Raw genomic sequence first — 16,081 nt, 5'->3', positions numbered from 1 at the left:
GCGCAGAGCACACCGCCAGCGTGAGCGAGTTCAGAGCACTGGTTGATCAGCGAAGCACTCAGAGCGTGTCCATGTGAGAATGGCATCGGGTGCTCCCCGCAGCGAAATAAAGGAGGAGCGAAGCGGGGGACATTCGCGGAGGGGAGTACCCGGTGTCAGTCGCACTCGCCCTGAAGAACAGCCCCGGCACAATCGACAAACCGAACCTTGGAGAGAGACCGCAATGACCATCGAGATATCGAAAGAAGCGCGCCAACAAGCCATCACATCCATCGAGCGCTACTTCCGCGAGAACATGGAAGAGCCCATCGGCAACATCGGTGCCGGCGCACTGCTCGGCTTCTTTCTCGAAGAAGTCGGCCCCGTCGTCTACAACAAGGCCGTCACCGACGTCCAGGAGCGCCTCCAGTCCCGCCTTTCGGAAGTCGACCTCGAAGTGCACGAAGACGAATTCCAGTACTGGCGCAAGTTCGACAAGCAGAAAAAAGCACGCTAGACACCGCCTGTCTCGACGGTGCCCAAGCCCCGGCGTAGCGCCCACGCATCGCCGCGAATTCAAAAATGCTTCCAAACGTTGCAGAATCCGAAGCCATGCAACACCACCGCACGCCCCTTCGCGCCATGCTTCGCTCCTTGCCGCGCACCCTTGCCGTCCTGCCGCTTGTGCTGGCCGCCTCGCTCGCCTCCGCGCAGCAAGACCCGGCCGCCTTTCCGCTGGACTCCGTCGGCTACCTCAACGAGGAGCTGCCGCGCATGGAGGCCGCCATTGCCGCCAAGGACCGCAGCTTCTTCCATGGCGCCATGGCCCGCACCGTGCAGTTCTCAGAACGCTGGGGCTTCAAGGCCACGGCCAACCCCGACCTCGCGGCCTACCCGATGTGCACGGCGGCAGTCATGGACTACGCCGTGGTCGGCATGTGCCGGCTCATGCCGTCCGACGACGCATGCGAGCCCGGCCTGGCCTCGCGCTTCGATGCCAACGTGAAGCGCTGCCGCGAAGTGGCCGCCAAGAAATAGCCGGAACAGGCGGTCGCACGACCAGGCCACCGGCCACACGAAAGAGACATCAGCACCATGGACTACACCCGCTACCAGACCCTTGCCATCACGCGCCGGGGCGCCAACGGCGCGGTGCTCGACATCCAGATGCGCGCCACCAACGGCAAGCTGCCCACGGCGGGCCATGACGGCCATCGCGAGCTGGCCGAGATCTGGCGCGACGTGTCGGCCGACGACACGGTGCGCTGCGCGGTGCTGCGGGGCGAAGGGCAGGGCTTCTCGGGCGGCGGCGACCTGGCCATGGTGCAGGACATGACGACCGACGACGCGGTGCGCCAGCGCGTGTGGAAAGAAGCGCGCGACCTCGTCTACAACATCATCAACTGCGACAAGCCGATCGTCAGCGCCATGCATGGCCCGGCGGTGGGCGCGGGGCTGGTGGCGGGGCTGCTGGCCGACATTTCCATCGCCACGAAGAACGCGAAGATCGTCGATGGCCACACGCGCCTGGGCGTGGCGGCGGGCGACCATGCGGCCATCGTGTGGCCGCTGTTGTGCGGCATGGCCAAGGCCAAGTACCACCTGCTGTTGTGCGAGCCGGTGAGCGGCGAAGAGGCCGAGCGCATCGGCCTGGTGTCGCTGGCGGTGGACGAGGCCGACCTGCTGCCGCGTGCCTATGAAGTGGCCGACCGTCTCGCGGCCGGCAGCCAGAGCGCGATCCGCCTGACCAAGTACGCGCTGAACAACTGGCTGCGCCAGGCCGGACCGACCTTCGACGCCTCGCTGGCGCTCGAATTCATGGGCTTCGCGGGCGCCGACGTGCGCGAGGGCGTGGCCTCGCTGCGCGAACGGCGTGCGCCGAACTTCGGCTGAAGAAAAATACGAAGCCCGGCACCCACCGGACTCTTCGGCATCAGGCCTTGCGCAAGCCCTGCAGGGTCTGCAGCAGCACGACACGCGTCTGCCCCAGCACCATGCCCTTCCACTCCTCGTTGTCGCAATAGAACGCGTCGCGCAGCTGCGCGCGGATCTCTCGCTTCTGCGCTTCCGGTGCCTCGGGGTAGCGGCGCAGCCAGGTGTCGGCGCGCAGGCGAAGCAGCACTTCCAGGTCGGGCAGGGTGCCGAACTCCAGGCCCATCGGCGCGACGCGGGCGTTCGGGCATTCGTCGTACGCGGTCGAGATGACGGGGCCCGACACGTCGGCCGAGGCCGAATCGCCGGCGAAGGGCGCGAACACGTCGGCGCCCCACCAGGCATGCGCCATCGCGAGGTCTTCGGGCGTGTTGCGGCCCGGGTAGATCTTCTCGCCGTGGCCGTAGGGGCCCAGGCCGGTGTGCACGTCGATCCAGCCGAGGTGCGTGGCCGATGCCGCGTACTTGCGCAAGATGGCGCGAATGGTCTTGTTGCTCCACGACGGCGCGGTGCCGCCGTAGAACAGGCCGTCGGGCGAGGTGTACTGGCCCTTGGTCACGGCCGCGCGGAAGGCAGTCATGCCATGCTTGCCGATGTAGGCGCCCACGGCTGCGTCGTCGGCGGGTGTCGGCGGCCACGTGGCGGGCAGCACCAGCGGCTCGACCTCGGCATAGCCGGCGTTCACCGGCAGCGGCGCGTTGAAGTCGATGTGGTTACGGTTCAGGTCGATGTTGTCTTCGTTGGTGCGGTGCAGGTGCGAAAAACCGTGCGGGTTGACCGCGTGCACCAGCAGCAGCGCCACGCCGGCCTGTTCGAGCCGGCCCAGCAGGTCGGCGTCGTTCAGCGTGGCGACCTGCGCGCCCGAGCCGCAGAAGCCTTCGGGGCCGTGCGTGCCCGAGGTCACCAGCAGTACCTTCTTCGCGTCTTTCGCGCCGATGAGTGCCACGTCGGTGGCCAGCTCTTCGCCGAGCGCGCCGCGGTGCGCTTCGAGCACGAACGATTCAATGGCCGCGCCGCGCTGGGCGGCGGCCTCGAGAAACTTGGCGCGGGCTTCGACATACGTGCCCGAAAAATAACGGGTGGCGGCGGTGCGTTGTTGTGTTTGCATGGGATGTGGGCTCCTGTCCGAAAAATGTGGGGCGCTAAGGTCGCGAATCAGGCCGGCGCGTGCGCGTTGGCGGCGTCGATGTCGCGGCCGGTGTGGTCGCGCAGCCAGAGCAGGCCGAGCAGCGAAACCACCGTCATCACGACCAGGTACCAGGCCGGCGCGAGCTTGCTGCCGGTGGCATTGACCAACCAGGTACTCACGAAGGGCGCAAAGCCGCCGAACAGCGCCACGCCCACGCTGTACACCAGGGACATGCCGCTGGCGCGCACCGCCTTCGGGAACATCTCGGGCAGCATGGTGATGCCCGGCACCGTTTGCGCCACCAGGCCCACGCTCAGCGCGGCCAGCACCACGAACAGCACGGTTGGCGTCGGCGAGGCGTTGAGCCACAGGAAGGCCGGGTAGATCACGATCGCCAGCGCCACGCGGCTCCACAAGATCAGCGGCTTGCGGCCCACCACGTCCGACAGCTTGCCGACGAAGGGCGCGAGCGCGAACGAGATCAGCCCGGTAATGGCGGCGCCGATCAGCGCCACCGATGGCGTGAGGCCAAGCTCGCGCACGGCGTAGGTCGGCATGTAGAAGGTCACCACATAGGCGGCCGTGGTGCCGCCGACCAGCGCGAGGATGGCGGCCAGCACCGTCTTGCCGTGCTGCGTGCAAACGATCGCCAGGCTGCTCTGGCGGCGCGGCGCGGCGGCTTCTTCGGGCGAGATGTGCAGCGACTCTTCCAGGTGCCGGCGGATGTACATGCCCACCGGCGCAATCAGCATGCCCAGGATGAACGGCACGCGCCAGCCCCAGCTCTGCATGGCCTCGGTAGACAGCGAGACGGTCAGCGCGCCCACCACCACGGCGCCCATCAGCACGCCCAGGCCCTGGCTCGCGAACTGCCAGCTCGCCATGTAGCCGCGGTTGGCCGGCGTGGCGTGCTCCACCAGCAGCGTGGTCGAGGCGCCCACTTCGCCGCCCGCCGAGAAGCCCTGGATCAACCGGGCCACCACGATGATGATCGGCGCCGCGACGCCGATGCTCGCGTAGGTGGGCGTGAACGCGATCAGCGCGCAGCCCAGGGCCATCAGGAAGATGGTGAGCGTCATGGCCTTCTTGCGGCCCGCGCGGTCGGCGTACGCGCCGATGACGATGCCGCCCAGCGGCCGCATGATGAAGCCGACACCGAAGCTGGCCACCGTCAGCAGCAGCTGTCCGTACGAATTGAAGGTCGGAAAGAACAGCTTGCCGATCACCAGGGCCAGGAAGCCGTAGACCGTGAAGTCGAAAAACTCCAGCCCGTTGCCGATGGTTGTGGCCACGATGGTCTGGCGCCTGCGCGCGGACGTCGGGGGCTGCTTGCTTGGGGTGCTCATGTCTCTCCAGTGTGTCTTTGCTTTTCGAGGATGTCGGCCGAAGGTATCTACGCCCCGACCGCGCCGGATGCTAGAGACTCGCAGCTGTCATGAAAAGACAATAATTGGGCGTTAAAGATAACTTTTGGTTTTCATGAAACCCAACCAGCTGCACGCCTTCGTGGCGGTGGTCGAGCAGATGAGTATCCGGGCCGCTGCGCGCGTGCTGGGCATCTCGCAACCGGCCGTGACCAAGATCGTGCGCGAGCTGGAGCGCGAGGTCGGCGCGCCGCTGGTGGAGCGCAGCGTCAAGGGCGTGCGGCTCACCGAGTTCGGCCGGGCCTTCGCGCCCAGGGCGAGGCTGCTGCTGTCCGACATGCAGCGCGCGCGCGACGAAATTGCGCAGATACGCGACGGCGCGACCGGCTCCATCTCGCTGGCGGTGAGCGCCTCTTTCGCGCTGACCGTGCTGCCCGCGGCTTTCAAGGACTTCCACACGCGGCTGCCCGCGGTCGATGTGCAGTTCAGCGAGGCGGTGCTGCCGTGGATGCTGGCGCGGCTGCGCGATGGCTACCTGGACTTTGCGGTGGCGCACGTGGTGCCGGGCCGGCTCGATCCGCAGTTCGAGGCGATCGAGTTGTTCCCCGTGCAGCTGGTGGTCGGCCTGCGCGAGCGCCACCCGCTGCGCGCGAGCCGCTCGCTGAAGGAGCTGTACGACGCCGAATGGATCTTGCCGGGCGACGACCATGACCAGCGCGGAAGCGACTCGGTGGCGCCGCTGTTCATGCCGCTGGGCCTGCCGCCGCCGACGCGCGTCATACAGGGGCAATCGGTCACGGTGGCGCTCGGGCTGGTAGGGCACATGGACCTGATCGGCCTGTTCGTCGAGCCGCTGGTCAAGCTCACCTTCAAGCGCCACGGCATCTGCCGCGTGGACATCCGCGAAACGCTGCCGACGCTGAACGTGTGCGTCATCAAGCGCAAGGGGCAGTTGCTGACGCCGGCGGCGCAGCACTTCGTGGAGTGCGTGCAGCGGGCGTCCGAAGCCGCGATGGCGGCTTAGGACTGAACGGACCTGGTCCGCTACAGCGAAGGAGGGAAGTCGACGCCGGCTTCACCGCCGCCCGGCCACGGCGCGTACTTGTGCATCGCGCGTGCGAACAGATCGCTGGCGGTCCAGCCCGACAGCCAGGCATGCAGGCGGGGCCAGGGCTGGGCATCGAACCATGCGGGCGCGACCATCGCGAACTGGCGCACGAAGGGCATGACGGCGGCATCGGCCAATGTGGCGTGCGTGCCCGCCAGGTGTGCCGTCGCAGAAAGCCGGGCTTCGAGTTCGCGCAGGAACCGGGCGCCGCGCTCGCGGGCCGCGGAACCTTGTGCGTCCTCGTCAGCAAACCGCCCGGGGTACTTGTAGCGGTCGAGCTGCGGCTTGAACTCGTCGTCGCAGGTGGCCACCAGCGCCAGCATGTCTTCGAGCGTGCCCGCGTCGGGTTGCAGCCAGCGTTGCGGGTCGTTGCGTTGCAGGGCCCAGCGCATCACGTCCAGGCTTTGCTCGAGCACCGCGCCTTCTGGCGTCACCAGCACCGGCACCGTGCCCTTGGGCGATGCGGCCAGCATGTCGGCCGGCTTGTTCTTCAGCACGACTTCGCGCAACTCGCAGCGCTGGCCGCTTGCGACGAGCGCGAGCCTTGCCCACATCGCATAAGGGCAGCGGCGGAACGAATAGAGAACGGGGAGGGCGGCAGTGGGCATTCGGATGTGCGGGCGAAGCGGCCGATTTTCAGGCACTGCGGCTGGCTCGCGCGCCGGCGGGGTTTTCATCACAATGGGCGGCCATGGCCGAACGCCTCTTTCTTCGCCTCGACGACGATCCGTTGCACGGACCGGAGTCGGGCGTGCCCGCCGGCACGCTGCGCGCGCTCCCGGTGTGCGAGTCGCTGCAACGGCATGTCTCGCACATCCTGATGTACCGCGAGACTTTTGCCGAAGGCCACGAGATGCGCGAGCGCGTGCTGCCCGACGGCGCGGTGCGGCTGGTCTTCAATTTCGGCGATGCGCCATCCGCCGATGATGGCGAGGGGTATGCGGTTGAGGCCATCGGTGCATCGGCCGCACCGGTCGTGGTGCGCATGCGCCGGCGTGTCGAAGGGCTCTCCGTCACGCTGCGCCCCGGCGCGGCGGCGGCCTTGCTGGGCATGCCGGCCGGGGAGATCAGCGGCGGCGCCGTGCACCTCGATGCGTTGTGGCACGGCGAAGGCAGCGAACTGCTGGCGCGCATGGCCGAGGCGCCAGACGATGCGGCGCGCGTGGCGTTGCTGCATGCGGCTTTGCAACGACGGCTCGCCGGCAGCGATACCAAGAGTCAGCCCGTGGCAGCCGCGATGCGCGCCGCGCAACTCATCGCCGCATCGGGTGGGCGCCGGCCGTTGCGCGAGGTAGCCGCCGCCGTCGGCGTTGGCGAGCGGCGTTTGCAGCAGCTCTTTCAAGCGCATGCCGGGCTGTCGCCGCGCGCATGGAGCCGGCTCGCGAGGCTGCATGGCTGCCTGCGTGCATTGCGCCTGCAGCCTTCTTCGCCCGCATGGGCCGATGTGGCACTCGACAGCGGCTTCTACGACCAGTCGCACCTGGTGAACGAGTTCCGCGCGCTCTGCGGCGTCACGCCGACCGAGTTCATGGGCCATGCCGTTTCGGGTTCTTCCAAGACGGCGCGCTGAGCCCGCACTATCTTCGTCGGCTCTCATGCAGGCAGACAGAAGGAGCAACCGCACATGATGCAGAACAACGAAAACGGCCACCGTCCATTGAAGGACTGCGTGGCCGTGGTGACCGGTGCCAGCCGCGGCGCGGGCCGCGGCATCGCGCAGGAACTGGGTGCCGCCGGGGCCACCGTGTACGTGACCGGGCGCAGCACGCGCGAACACCCGGCCGACACCTACGGCCAACTGCTGGCGCTGTCGGACATGCAAGCAGTGCCCGGCAGCATCGACGACACCGCCGACGAGGTCAACCGCATGGGCGGGCGCGGCATTGCCGTGCCCTGCGACCACACCCGCGAAGAAGAAGTGGCGGCGCTCTTTGCGCGCGTGGAACGCGATGCCGGTCGGCTCGACCTGCTGGTCAACAACGCCTGGGGCGGCCACGAGACTTTCAACGGCGTGTTCGAAGCGCCGTTCTGGGAGCACCCGCTGTCGAACTGGGATTCGATGTTCGACCGCGGCGTGCGCAACCACCTCGTGGCCAGCCGCTGCGCCGCACCGCTGATGGTGCGCCAGAAGAAGGGGCTGATGCTCACCACCACTTTCTGGGACCGCGGCCACTACCTGCGCGGCAGCCTTTTCTACGACCTGGCCAAGGCCTCGATGACGCGGCTGGCCTTCGGCATGGCGCAAGACCTGCGCGCGCACAACGTCGCTTCCATCGCGGTGTCGCCCGGCTGGATGCGAACGGAGTTCGTGCTCGCGGGCCACAAGACCGACGAGGCGCATTGGCAGGAACGCCCGGCGCTGGCGCGCACCGAATCGCCGCGCTACCTGGGCCGCGCGGTCGTGGCGCTGGCGGGCGATTCGAAGGTGCTGGGCAAGAGCGGCGAAGTGCTGCGCGTGGCCGACCTGGCCCGCGAATACGGCTTCACCGACATCGATGGGCGGCAGGTCGAAGCCTTCGAGATGTAGCCCAGGCCGGCCGGCCGGCGTGCGCTACGCGACGGCTGCCAGCCCGAGCGCACGCGCCAGCTGTGCCCCGGCCTCGGCCAGTCCCTGCTGGTCGTTGTGGATCTCGATGGTGGCAAGGCCCGCAGGCATGCGGAAGTCGAGCGCGCGCCGCACCCGTGCCTCCACCATGTCGGCCGATTCGCGGCCCCGCGCCATGAGGCGCTCCCGCAGGGTTTGCACACTGGCCGTGATGTGCACCACCGTCATGTCCGGATAGCGGCGCGCCGCTTCCGGCAGGTAGGCTCGCGATCCATTCACGATCACCACGTCGCTGCCGCGCTGCGGTGGCAGCTCGGCATGGCGCACGCCGTAGCACAGGCTATTGGCTTCCCAGTGGAGCCCGAAGGCGCCGGCTTCGCGCAATTGCAGAAAGCCGTGGGTGTCGATGCTGTCGTGCTGCTCGCCGTCCGCCGTGGCGGCGCGCGTGATGGTGCGCCGCGCGAAGGCGACCGGCGCGTCGGGCGCCAGTTGGTTCTTCAGCCATGCGAGCAGGCTGTCCTTGCCGGCGCCCGAGGGGCCGGCCACGTACACGAGCCGCCCGCTCATTGGCCCAGCTCCATCTGCGCCAGGCACATGAAGTCGGCACCGGGCGTGGGTTCGGCAAATAGGCTGATGGCTTCGAAGCGCAAGGGCGGCGCCGCCAGCAGCGGCGCGAAATACTGCTGCGCCGCCGCGCGCAACGCGTCCACCGCGGCGGGTTCGGTGTCGCGCAGCGAACCGGTCAGCGACATGTGGAAGCGGAAGCGCTCCAGCACGAAGGGGTAGCCCCATCGCACCAGCAACACGTCTTCTTCGGGCGTGAGGCCGGCCGCGCGGCGGCGCTGCAGTTCGGCGGGCGAGAGCGGCTCGGCAAAGGCATGAAGGCCCGTCACGCAGGCACCGGCCACCGCGTGCAACGCCGGGCTGGGTTGCGCGGGCACGAGCGCAAGAAAATCATCGAGCAGCGCCACTTCGAGCGGCGGCATGTCGAACGGCTCCCAGGCCTGGCAGAGCGTCTGCAGGCCATCGCGCAGGGTGGCTTCCTCGATGTGCGGCCACAGCGTGAAGGGCGCGGCAAGCGTGGCGTGCCAGCCATAGCGCCGGGGCGCGGCCGTGGCCTTGCGTTGCAGTTCGGCGGGCAGTCCGTCGAAGACCGGTTGCGGCCTGGCCTGGCCACTGGCCGCGCACCGGCCCAGCCAATTGCTGCCGGCCTCCCACCAGGGGCTTTCGATGGTGGGCGCGAAGTAGGCCGCGTAGCGATGCGCCCGGCGCATCGAAGGGGCGTGGCGCTCATTCATCGTGCTTCACCGTCAGCGTGGTGCGGTCGCCGGCAAACCAGGTGCGCGCGTATTCGATCGGCACGCCGGCGGTGTCCACGTTCACGCTCTCGACGAACAGCACCGGCCGGCCCACGGGCTGGCGCAACTGCGTGGCCACCGGGGCCTCGGGCATCTGCGCGGTGATGCGGCTCTCGCGCCGCGTGTAGTCGTCCACGCCATGCGCCGCGAAGCCGGCCGTGATGGAGCCCGTTTCGCGCACCACGGCCTCGAGCCCGGCAAAGCGCGGCAGCGGAAAGAAGCGCTCGCTGAAGTGCAGCGGTTGTCCTTCGGCGTCGCCGATCAGGTTCATGCACAGCAGCGTGCTGCGCGCCGCAACGTCGAGCGCGCGCGCTTGCGCGGCGGTGGCGCGCACGGTGCTGGCGGTCACCACGTGCAGTGCGCCACGCAAGCCGGCCTGCGCCAGACGCTGGTGGTGCCGCGGGCGCTTGCCCAGTGCGATGTCGACCGCGAACTCTTCGACATAGGTGCCGCTGCCTTGCGTCGCGCGTAGCAGGCCCTGGCTGATGAGGTCGGCCAGCGAGCGGCGGATGGTGTGGCGGTTGACGCCGAACTGCTCGGCCAGCGCGTGTTCGGAAGGCAGCCGCTGGCCCGGCGGATAGACGCCGCGCGCAATGGCGTCGGCGAGGTCGGCGGCGATGCGGGTCCAGAAACTGTCGCGAGCGGGGCGCGCGGGAAGCGATGCGGAAGAACTTGTTGTGGTTGTCATGAAGTCGTCTTGTGCGCTCTCTAAGCTCGCGCCGGTTGTTCAATTTGTCTATACAACTTTCAGAATATCACTTTCATGTTTCATGCTTTTGACACGGAACCGGCCGCACATCCGCTCGACCGGGCGCAGTGGATGGCAACGCTGGCACGGGCACCGCTCGAACTGCTGGAGCCCGCTCTGGGTGCGCATGCGCAGCACACGCCGCATTGGCTGCGTCCGCCCGAAACCGGGCTGGTCATGGTGCAGGGCCGCGCCGGCGGCACCGGCGAGCGATTCAACGTGGGCGAGGTCACGGTGACGCGCTGCGCGCTTCGCCTGGGCGAAGGCGCCGATGCGGTCGGCGTGGCCTACGTGCTGGGCCGCTCGCACCGCCAGGCGCAACTGGCCGCCGTGGCCGATGCGCTGCTGCAAGACCCCGAACAGCAAGCCTTGCTGAACACCCAACTGCTGGTGCCGGTGCGCCGCCACCTGGCGCTGCAACGCGCAAGGCGCCATGCCCGCGCGCAGAGCAGCAAGGTCGAGTTCTTCACCGTGGCTCGTGAAGCCGGTGTCGCCGACGAAGAGGAGGGCGACGAATGAACACCCACGACCTTTCGAAACTCGGCGCCGGTTTTTCCGACGCGGCACTGGGCAGCCAGTCGGTGTTTCGCGCGGCGCTGCAGGCGCTGTCGCACCCCGGCCGCGTGACCGCGCTGCCGCACGACGCACAGACGCCATCGCGCGGCCACCCCGCATCGGCCGCGCTGCTGCTGGCGCTGCTCGATCCCGATTGCACGCTGTGGCTCTCGCCCTCGCTGGCGGCCAGCGATGCCGCCGCATGGCTGCGCTTTCACACCGGCTGCGTGCTGGTCGATGCGCCGGACCAGGCGCAGTTCGCGTGGGTCGCGCAGGGCGACGAGTGCCCGGCGCTCGAGCGCTTTGCCCACGGCAGCGATGCCTACCCCGACCAGTCGGCCACCTGCGTGCTCGACGTGGCCGCACTGAGCGAAGGCCGTGACGGCAGCGACGTTAATGCAGCCAACGCACAAGCCTGGACGCTGCGCGGCCCCGGCATCCAGCACAGCACGCGCATCGAAGTCGGCGGCCTTCCGCGCCCCGGCGACTCGGCCTTCACCGTGCAGTGGGCTGCCAATCACGCCGGGTTTCCGCGCGGCATCGACCTGTTCCTGGCCGCGCCGCAACAGATCGTCGGCTTGCCGCGCACCACGCACATCGATGCGCGCATCGAAGCGCGCACCGAAGAAGGGGAGGCTTGAGATGTACGTTGCCGTCAAGGGCGGTGAAGCCGCCATCCTCAGCAGCTACGAGCTGCTGGCCGAACAACGCCGCGGCGACACGGGCACGCCCGAGCTGTCGGTTGCGCAGATCCGCGCGCAGCTCAAGCTCGCGGTCGACCGCGTGATGACCGAGGGCTCGGTGTACGACCCCGAGCTGGCCGCGCTGGCCATCAAGCAGGCGGCGGGCGACATGGTCGAGGCCATCTTCCTGCTGCGCGCCTACCGCGCCACGCTGCCGCGGCTGGGCACCAGTGTGGCACTCGACACCGCGCGCATGCAGCTCGACCGCCGCATCTCCGCCACTTTCAAGGACCTGCCGGGCGGGCAGGTGCTGGGCGCGACCTACGACTACACGCAGCGCCTGCTGGACTTCACGCTGCTGGCGAACGCGGCCAATGCCGATTCGGCGCAGGCCGCCACGCGCACCGGCGCCAATGCCGCCAACGCAGCCACCTCGCCCACCGTCACACCGCGCGTGGTCGACCTGCTGAACCACGAAGGCCTGATCGAAACCCACGAGGTGCCGCCCGGCGACCCCGCGCCGGTCGACCTCACGCGAACGCCGCTGCGCTTTCCCGCCGACCGCGCCACGCGCCTGCAGAACCTGGCGCGCGGCGACGAAGGCTTCCTGCTGGCCATGGCCTATTCGACGCAGCGCGGCTATTCGCACAGCCATCCCTTCGTCGGCGAGATCCGCGTCGGCAGCGTCGAGCTGGAGCTGGCGCCCGAAGAGCTGCCCTTCACCATTTCCATCGGCGACATGGAACTCACCGAATGCGAAATGGTGAACCAGTTCGCCGGCAGCAAGACCGAGCCGCCGCAGTTCACGCGTGGCTACGGCCTGGCCTTCGGGCACAGCGAGCGCAAGGCCATGGCCATGAGCCTGGTCGACCGCGCGCTGCGCGCCGAAGAACTGGGCGAGGCCATCGAGGCGCCCGCGCAGATGCAGGAATTCGTGCTCTCGCACAGCGACAGCCTCGAAGCCTCGGGCTTCGTGCAACACCTGAAGCTGCCGCACTACGTCGACTTCCAGTCCGAGCTGGAGCTCGTGCGAAAGATGCGCGCGACCCCACGCGGGAACGAGGAAGAAGCCACGGGAGAACAGCCATGACCACAGCCACCACCTACAACTTCGCCTACCTCGACGAGCGCACCAAGCGCATGATCCGCCGCGCCATCCTGAAGGCGGTGGCCATTCCCGGCTACCAGGTGCCCTTCGGTTCGCGCGAGATGCCGCTGCCCTACGGCTGGGGCACCGGCGGCATCCAGGTCACGGCCGCGGTGATCGGGCCGAAAGACGTGCTCAAGGTCATCGACCAGGGCTCGGACGACACCGTCAACGCGGTCAACATCCGCCGCTTCTTCCAGCGCACCACGGGCGTGGAGACGACCACGCGCACCACCGAGGCGACGCTGATCCAGACGCGCCACCGCATTCCCGAAGCGCCGCTGGCCGAAGGCCAGGTGCTGGTGTACCAGGTGCCGGTGCCCGAGCCGATGCAGCGGCTGGAGCCGCGCGAAACCACCACGCGCACGCTGCATGCGCTGGCCGAATACGGCCTGATGCACGTGAAGCTGTACGAAGACATCGCGCGCTACGGGCACATCGCCACCACCTACGACTACCCGGTGCTGGTGAATGGCCGCTACGTGATGTCGCCGTCGCCGATTCCCAAGTTCGACAACCCCAAGCTGCACATGAACCCCGCGCTGCAGCTCTTCGGCGCGGGCCGCGAAAAGCGCATCTATGCGCTGCCGCCGTACACGCCGGTCGAGAGCCTGGGCTTCGACGACCACCCGTTCGAGGTGCAGCGCTGGGACGAACCCTGCGCGCTGTGCGGCGCGACCGACAGCTTTCTCGACGAAATCATCACCGACGACCGGGGCTCGCGCATGCACGTGTGCTCGGACTCCGACTACTGCCAGTCGCGCCAGCAAGTGCCGGCCGCGCAAGCCGCCGCACCCGAAGAACAGGCCACCGCATGAACGCCGCACTTTCCCATCCTCCCTTGCTGCGCGTGCGCGGCATCGGCAAGCGCTACGGCGACCGCGTGGCGCTGCATGACGCATCCTTTGATCTGTGGCCCGGCGAAGTGCTGGCCGTGGTCGGCGAGTCGGGCTCCGGCAAGTCGACGCTGCTGAACGCCATCGCGGCGCGCGACAAGCCCGATGCCGGCAGCGTCGAGTTCCAGGTGCGCGGCGGCGGGCTGCAGGACATCTTCTCGATGACCGAAGCCCAGCAGCGCCTGCTGGCCCGTACCGACTGGGGCTTCGTGCACCAGAACCCGGCCGATGGCCTGCGCATGGATGTGTCGGCCGGCGCCAACGTCGGCGAGCGGCTCATGGGCCTGGGCGAACGCCACTACGGACGCCTGCGTGCCACCGCCGCCGAATGGCTGCAGCGCGTGGAGATCGATCCGCAGCGCATCGACGACGCGCCGCGCACCTTCTCGGGCGGCATGCGGCAGCGCCTGCAGATCGCGCGCAACCTGGTCACGCAGCCGCGCCTCATGTTCATGGACGAGCCGACCTCGGGGCTCGACGTGTCGGTGCAGGCCCGCCTGCTCGACCTGCTGCGCCAGCTCACGCGGCAGATGCAGCTGGCCGCCATCGTGGTCACGCACGACCTGGCCGTGGCGCGCCTGCTCGCGCACCGCATGGTCGTGATGCAGCACGGCCGCGTGGTCGAGTCGGGCCTGACCGACCAGGTGCTGGACGACCCGCAGCACGCCTACACCCAATTGCTCGTTTCTTCGGTGCTCACCCCATGACGACTCCATTGCTTCACATCCAGGGCGTGGCCAAGCGCTTCACGCTGCACCACCAGAACCAGCTGGAGCTGTCGGTGTTCGACCAGGTCGAGCTGAGCGTCTCGGCCGGCGAATGCGTGGTGCTCGACGGCGCCTCGGGCCTGGGCAAGAGCACGCTGCTCAAGCTCATCTATGCCAACTACCGCGCGAGCCAGGGCCACATCACCGTGCAGTCGCAAGACGGACCGGTCGACGTGACGCAGGTCACGCCGCGCGAGCTGGTGCGGCTGCGCCGCGACACCATCGGCTACGTGAGCCAGTTCCTGCGCGTGATCCCGCGGGTGCCGGCCCTCGACGTGGTGGCCGAGCCGCTGGCCGAAGACGCCGGCGACGACCCCGCCGGCATCGAGGCCGCGCGCGAAGAGGCGCGCCGCTGGCTCACGCGGCTGCGCATTCCCGAGCGCCTGTGGCACCTGCCGCCCGCCACCTTTTCCGGTGGCGAGCAGCAGCGCATCAACATCGCCCGCAACATGATCAAGCCGAAGCCGCTGCTGTTGCTCGACGAGCCCACCGCGTCGCTGGACGCGGCCAACACCGACACGGTCATCGCGCTGATCCGCGAGGCCACGGCGCGCGGCGCCGCCACGGTCGGCATCTTCCACGACGCGGAAGTGGGGGCCGCGGTGGCCACGCGCCGCGTCAACGTCGGCGAATTCAGGAGCCAGCAATGAGCGCGCGCATGGTGTTTTCGAATGCACGCATGGTGCTGCCGGACGAGGTGGTGTCGGGTTCGCTGTCGGTGGCTGGCGGGCGCATCGATGCGATTCACGGCGGCCCGAGCGCGGAAGGCTCGATCGACCTGGACGGCGACTACCTGCTGCCGGGCCTGGTCGAGATTCATACCGACAACTTCGAGCGCCACCTGATGCCGCGCCCGAAGGTGCACTGGAACCCGTTGCCGGCGCTGCTGGCGCACGACGCCGAGGTGGCTGCCGCGGGCATTACCACGGTGTTCGATGCGCTCGGCGTGGGCGAGGCCGACCCCGAGAGCCTGCGCGGCAGCACCTGGGGCGCCACGCTTTCGATGCTCGATGCCTGCGCCGCGCAAGACCTGTTGCGCGCCGACCATCACCTGCACGTGCGCTGCGAGCTGCCCGCGCCCAACACCATCGAGCTGTTCGAGCCGTTTCGCGGGCATGCGCGGCTGTCGCTGATTTCGCTGATGGACCACACGCCGGGCCAGCGCCAATGGGAAGACATCGAGCTGGCGCGCGTGTACTACACCGGCAAGAAGGGCTGGAGCGACAGCAAGTTCGAAATGCGCGTGGCCGATTCGGGCCGGCTGCAGACCGCGTACGCGCAACCGCACCGCCGGCACTTCGTCGACTACTGCCGCACCCACGGCATTGCGCTGGCCAGCCACGACGACACCACGGTGGCGCATGTGGAGCAGGCTCACGCCGAGGGCGCGAGCATGTCGGAGTTTCCGACCACGCTGGCGGCGGCGCGCGCGGCGCGTGCGCATGGCCTGGCCAACGTGATGGGCGGGCCGAACGTGATGCGCGGCGGCTCGCACTCGGGCAACGTGGCGGCGGCCGACCTGGCGCGCGACGGCCTGCTCGACATTCTTTCGTCCGACTACGTGCCGAGCAGCCTGCTGGGCGCGGCGATGCGGCTGGTGGACGATGCACTCGTCACGCTGCCGCAGGCCGTGTCCATGGTGACGCAGGCACCTGCACGCGCCGCGCGGCTGCAAGACCGCGGTGCGCTCGAAGCGGGGCTGCGCGCGGACCTGGTGCAGGTGCGCATGTGCACCTTGCCCGGCGGCGTGCGGCATCCGCTGGTGCGCGGCGTATGGCGCGAAGGGCGCCGCGTCATCTGAAACCGAAGTGACACGCGCTCGTCGCCGAAGTGTCGCCGCAGCGTCATACCGGTTGGCGAGACTTCACTT

At 68.8% G+C, this 16,081-nt stretch carries 19 protein-coding genes; 13 read left to right on the top strand and 6 right to left on the bottom strand.

Translation table 11 applies throughout. The features are described 5' to 3' along the window. The first annotated feature begins 223 nt into the window (after nt 1–223). The 3 genes from DBV14_RS19765 (at nt 224) to DBV14_RS19755 (ending at nt 1,872) form a co-directional block, all read left to right on the top strand. Nucleotides 224–496 (top strand): DUF2164 domain-containing protein, encoded by a 273-nt coding sequence (locus DBV14_RS19765; protein ID WP_124461233.1) that lies wholly within the window; start codon nt 224–226, stop codon nt 494–496. Between the two features lie 125 nt (nt 497–621). Continuing rightward, nucleotides 622–1,017 carry a hypothetical protein gene (locus DBV14_RS19760; RefSeq protein WP_260397135.1) on the top strand — a complete coding sequence of 132 codons (396 nt, stop codon included), beginning with the start codon at nt 622–624 and terminating at the stop codon, nt 1,015–1,017. A gap of 57 nt (nt 1,018–1,074) precedes the next feature. Next, nucleotides 1,075–1,872: an enoyl-CoA hydratase/isomerase family protein gene (locus DBV14_RS19755; protein ID WP_124461229.1), complete on the top strand. Its 798-nt coding sequence runs from the start codon at nt 1,075–1,077 to the stop codon at nt 1,870–1,872. Between the two features lie 40 nt (nt 1,873–1,912). On the opposite strand, the gene DBV14_RS19750 is transcribed toward DBV14_RS19755, so the two are convergent. Beyond that, entirely contained in the window at nt 1,913–3,019 is a 1,107-nt protein-coding gene (locus DBV14_RS19750; protein WP_124461226.1) for a M14 family metallopeptidase, read from the bottom strand. Nucleotides 3,020–3,066: 47 nt separating this feature from the next. Further along, entirely contained in the window at nt 3,067–4,386 is a 1,320-nt protein-coding gene (locus DBV14_RS19745) for an MFS transporter (RefSeq protein ID WP_124461224.1), read from the bottom strand. A 133-nt stretch (nt 4,387–4,519) separates the two neighbouring features. On the opposite strand from DBV14_RS19745, the gene DBV14_RS19740 reads away from it, so the two are divergent. Next, a complete protein-coding gene (locus DBV14_RS19740; RefSeq protein WP_124461222.1) occupies nt 4,520–5,428 on the top strand; it encodes a LysR substrate-binding domain-containing protein in 909 nt (302 codons plus the stop codon). A gap of 20 nt (nt 5,429–5,448) precedes the next feature. Here the strand turns inward: DBV14_RS19740 and DBV14_RS19735 are convergent, their stop codons facing one another. After that, nucleotides 5,449–6,120, bottom strand: coding sequence for a glutathione S-transferase (locus DBV14_RS19735; RefSeq protein WP_124461220.1), 672 nt, complete (start codon nt 6,118–6,120; stop codon nt 5,449–5,451). Between the two features lie 83 nt (nt 6,121–6,203). On the opposite strand from DBV14_RS19735, the gene DBV14_RS19730 reads away from it, so the two are divergent. Both DBV14_RS19730 and DBV14_RS19725 read left to right on the top strand, forming a co-directional pair. Then, nucleotides 6,204–7,082: a helix-turn-helix transcriptional regulator gene (locus DBV14_RS19730; protein ID WP_124461218.1), complete on the top strand. Its 879-nt coding sequence runs from the start codon at nt 6,204–6,206 to the stop codon at nt 7,080–7,082. 54 nt (nt 7,083–7,136) lie between these two features. Next, nucleotides 7,137–8,039, top strand: a complete 903-nt coding sequence (locus tag DBV14_RS19725; RefSeq protein ID WP_221621906.1) for an SDR family oxidoreductase — start codon at nt 7,137–7,139, stop codon at nt 8,037–8,039. A 24-nt stretch (nt 8,040–8,063) separates the two neighbouring features. Here the strand turns inward: DBV14_RS19725 and phnN are convergent, their stop codons facing one another. The 3 genes from phnN to phnF are packed head-to-tail and all read right to left on the bottom strand — an operon-like array spanning nt 8,064 to nt 10,103. Next, nucleotides 8,064–8,624, bottom strand: a complete 561-nt coding sequence (phnN, locus tag DBV14_RS19720) for a phosphonate metabolism protein/1,5-bisphosphokinase (PRPP-forming) PhnN (RefSeq protein ID WP_124461217.1) — start codon at nt 8,622–8,624, stop codon at nt 8,064–8,066. Further along, nucleotides 8,621–9,355: a DUF1045 domain-containing protein gene (locus DBV14_RS19715; protein WP_124461215.1), complete on the bottom strand. Its 735-nt coding sequence runs from the start codon at nt 9,353–9,355 to the stop codon at nt 8,621–8,623. Before DBV14_RS19715 ends, phnN begins: the two co-directional genes overlap by 4 nt. After that, entirely contained in the window at nt 9,348–10,103 is a 756-nt protein-coding gene (gene phnF, locus DBV14_RS19710; RefSeq protein ID WP_124461214.1) for a phosphonate metabolism transcriptional regulator PhnF, read from the bottom strand. The genes DBV14_RS19715 and phnF overlap by 8 nt, the downstream gene beginning before the upstream one ends. 75 nt (nt 10,104–10,178) lie before the next feature. Between phnF and phnG the strand changes: the two genes are divergently transcribed. The 7 genes from phnG to DBV14_RS19675 are packed head-to-tail and all read left to right on the top strand — an operon-like array spanning nt 10,179 to nt 16,012. Then, nucleotides 10,179–10,682: a phosphonate C-P lyase system protein PhnG gene (gene phnG / locus DBV14_RS19705; protein ID WP_124461212.1), complete on the top strand. Its 504-nt coding sequence runs from the start codon at nt 10,179–10,181 to the stop codon at nt 10,680–10,682. Continuing rightward, a complete protein-coding gene (gene phnH / locus DBV14_RS19700; RefSeq protein ID WP_124461210.1) occupies nt 10,679–11,359 on the top strand; it encodes a phosphonate C-P lyase system protein PhnH in 681 nt (226 codons plus the stop codon). The genes phnG and phnH overlap by 4 nt, the downstream gene beginning before the upstream one ends. Nucleotide 11,360: 1 nt before the next feature. Next, nucleotides 11,361–12,491: a carbon-phosphorus lyase complex subunit PhnI gene (locus DBV14_RS19695; protein WP_124461208.1), complete on the top strand. Its 1,131-nt coding sequence runs from the start codon at nt 11,361–11,363 to the stop codon at nt 12,489–12,491. After that, nucleotides 12,488–13,366, top strand: a complete 879-nt coding sequence (locus tag DBV14_RS19690; protein ID WP_124461206.1) for an alpha-D-ribose 1-methylphosphonate 5-phosphate C-P-lyase PhnJ — start codon at nt 12,488–12,490, stop codon at nt 13,364–13,366. Before DBV14_RS19695 ends, DBV14_RS19690 begins: the two co-directional genes overlap by 4 nt. Next, nucleotides 13,363–14,151 (top strand): phosphonate C-P lyase system protein PhnK, encoded by a 789-nt coding sequence (gene phnK, locus DBV14_RS19685; protein ID WP_124461203.1) that lies wholly within the window; start codon nt 13,363–13,365, stop codon nt 14,149–14,151. Before DBV14_RS19690 ends, phnK begins: the two co-directional genes overlap by 4 nt. Next, the gene (gene phnL / locus DBV14_RS19680; protein WP_124461201.1) at nt 14,148–14,861 is read left to right on the top strand and encodes a phosphonate C-P lyase system protein PhnL; all 714 of its coding nucleotides are present in this window, start codon (nt 14,148–14,150) and stop codon (nt 14,859–14,861) included. Before phnK ends, phnL begins: the two co-directional genes overlap by 4 nt. Then, complete coding sequence (locus DBV14_RS19675) at nt 14,858–16,012, top strand: alpha-D-ribose 1-methylphosphonate 5-triphosphate diphosphatase (protein ID WP_124461199.1); 1,155 nt, start codon at nt 14,858–14,860, stop codon at nt 16,010–16,012. Before phnL ends, DBV14_RS19675 begins: the two co-directional genes overlap by 4 nt. The last annotated feature ends 69 nt before the right edge of the window (nt 16,013–16,081 follow it).

Origin of the sequence: Variovorax sp. KBW07 (assembly GCF_003852515.1) — a bacterium.
In the GTDB taxonomy this organism is placed as follows: domain Bacteria; phylum Pseudomonadota; class Gammaproteobacteria; order Burkholderiales; family Burkholderiaceae_C; genus Variovorax.
This window is presented reverse-complemented; position numbering and strand designations above follow the sequence as displayed.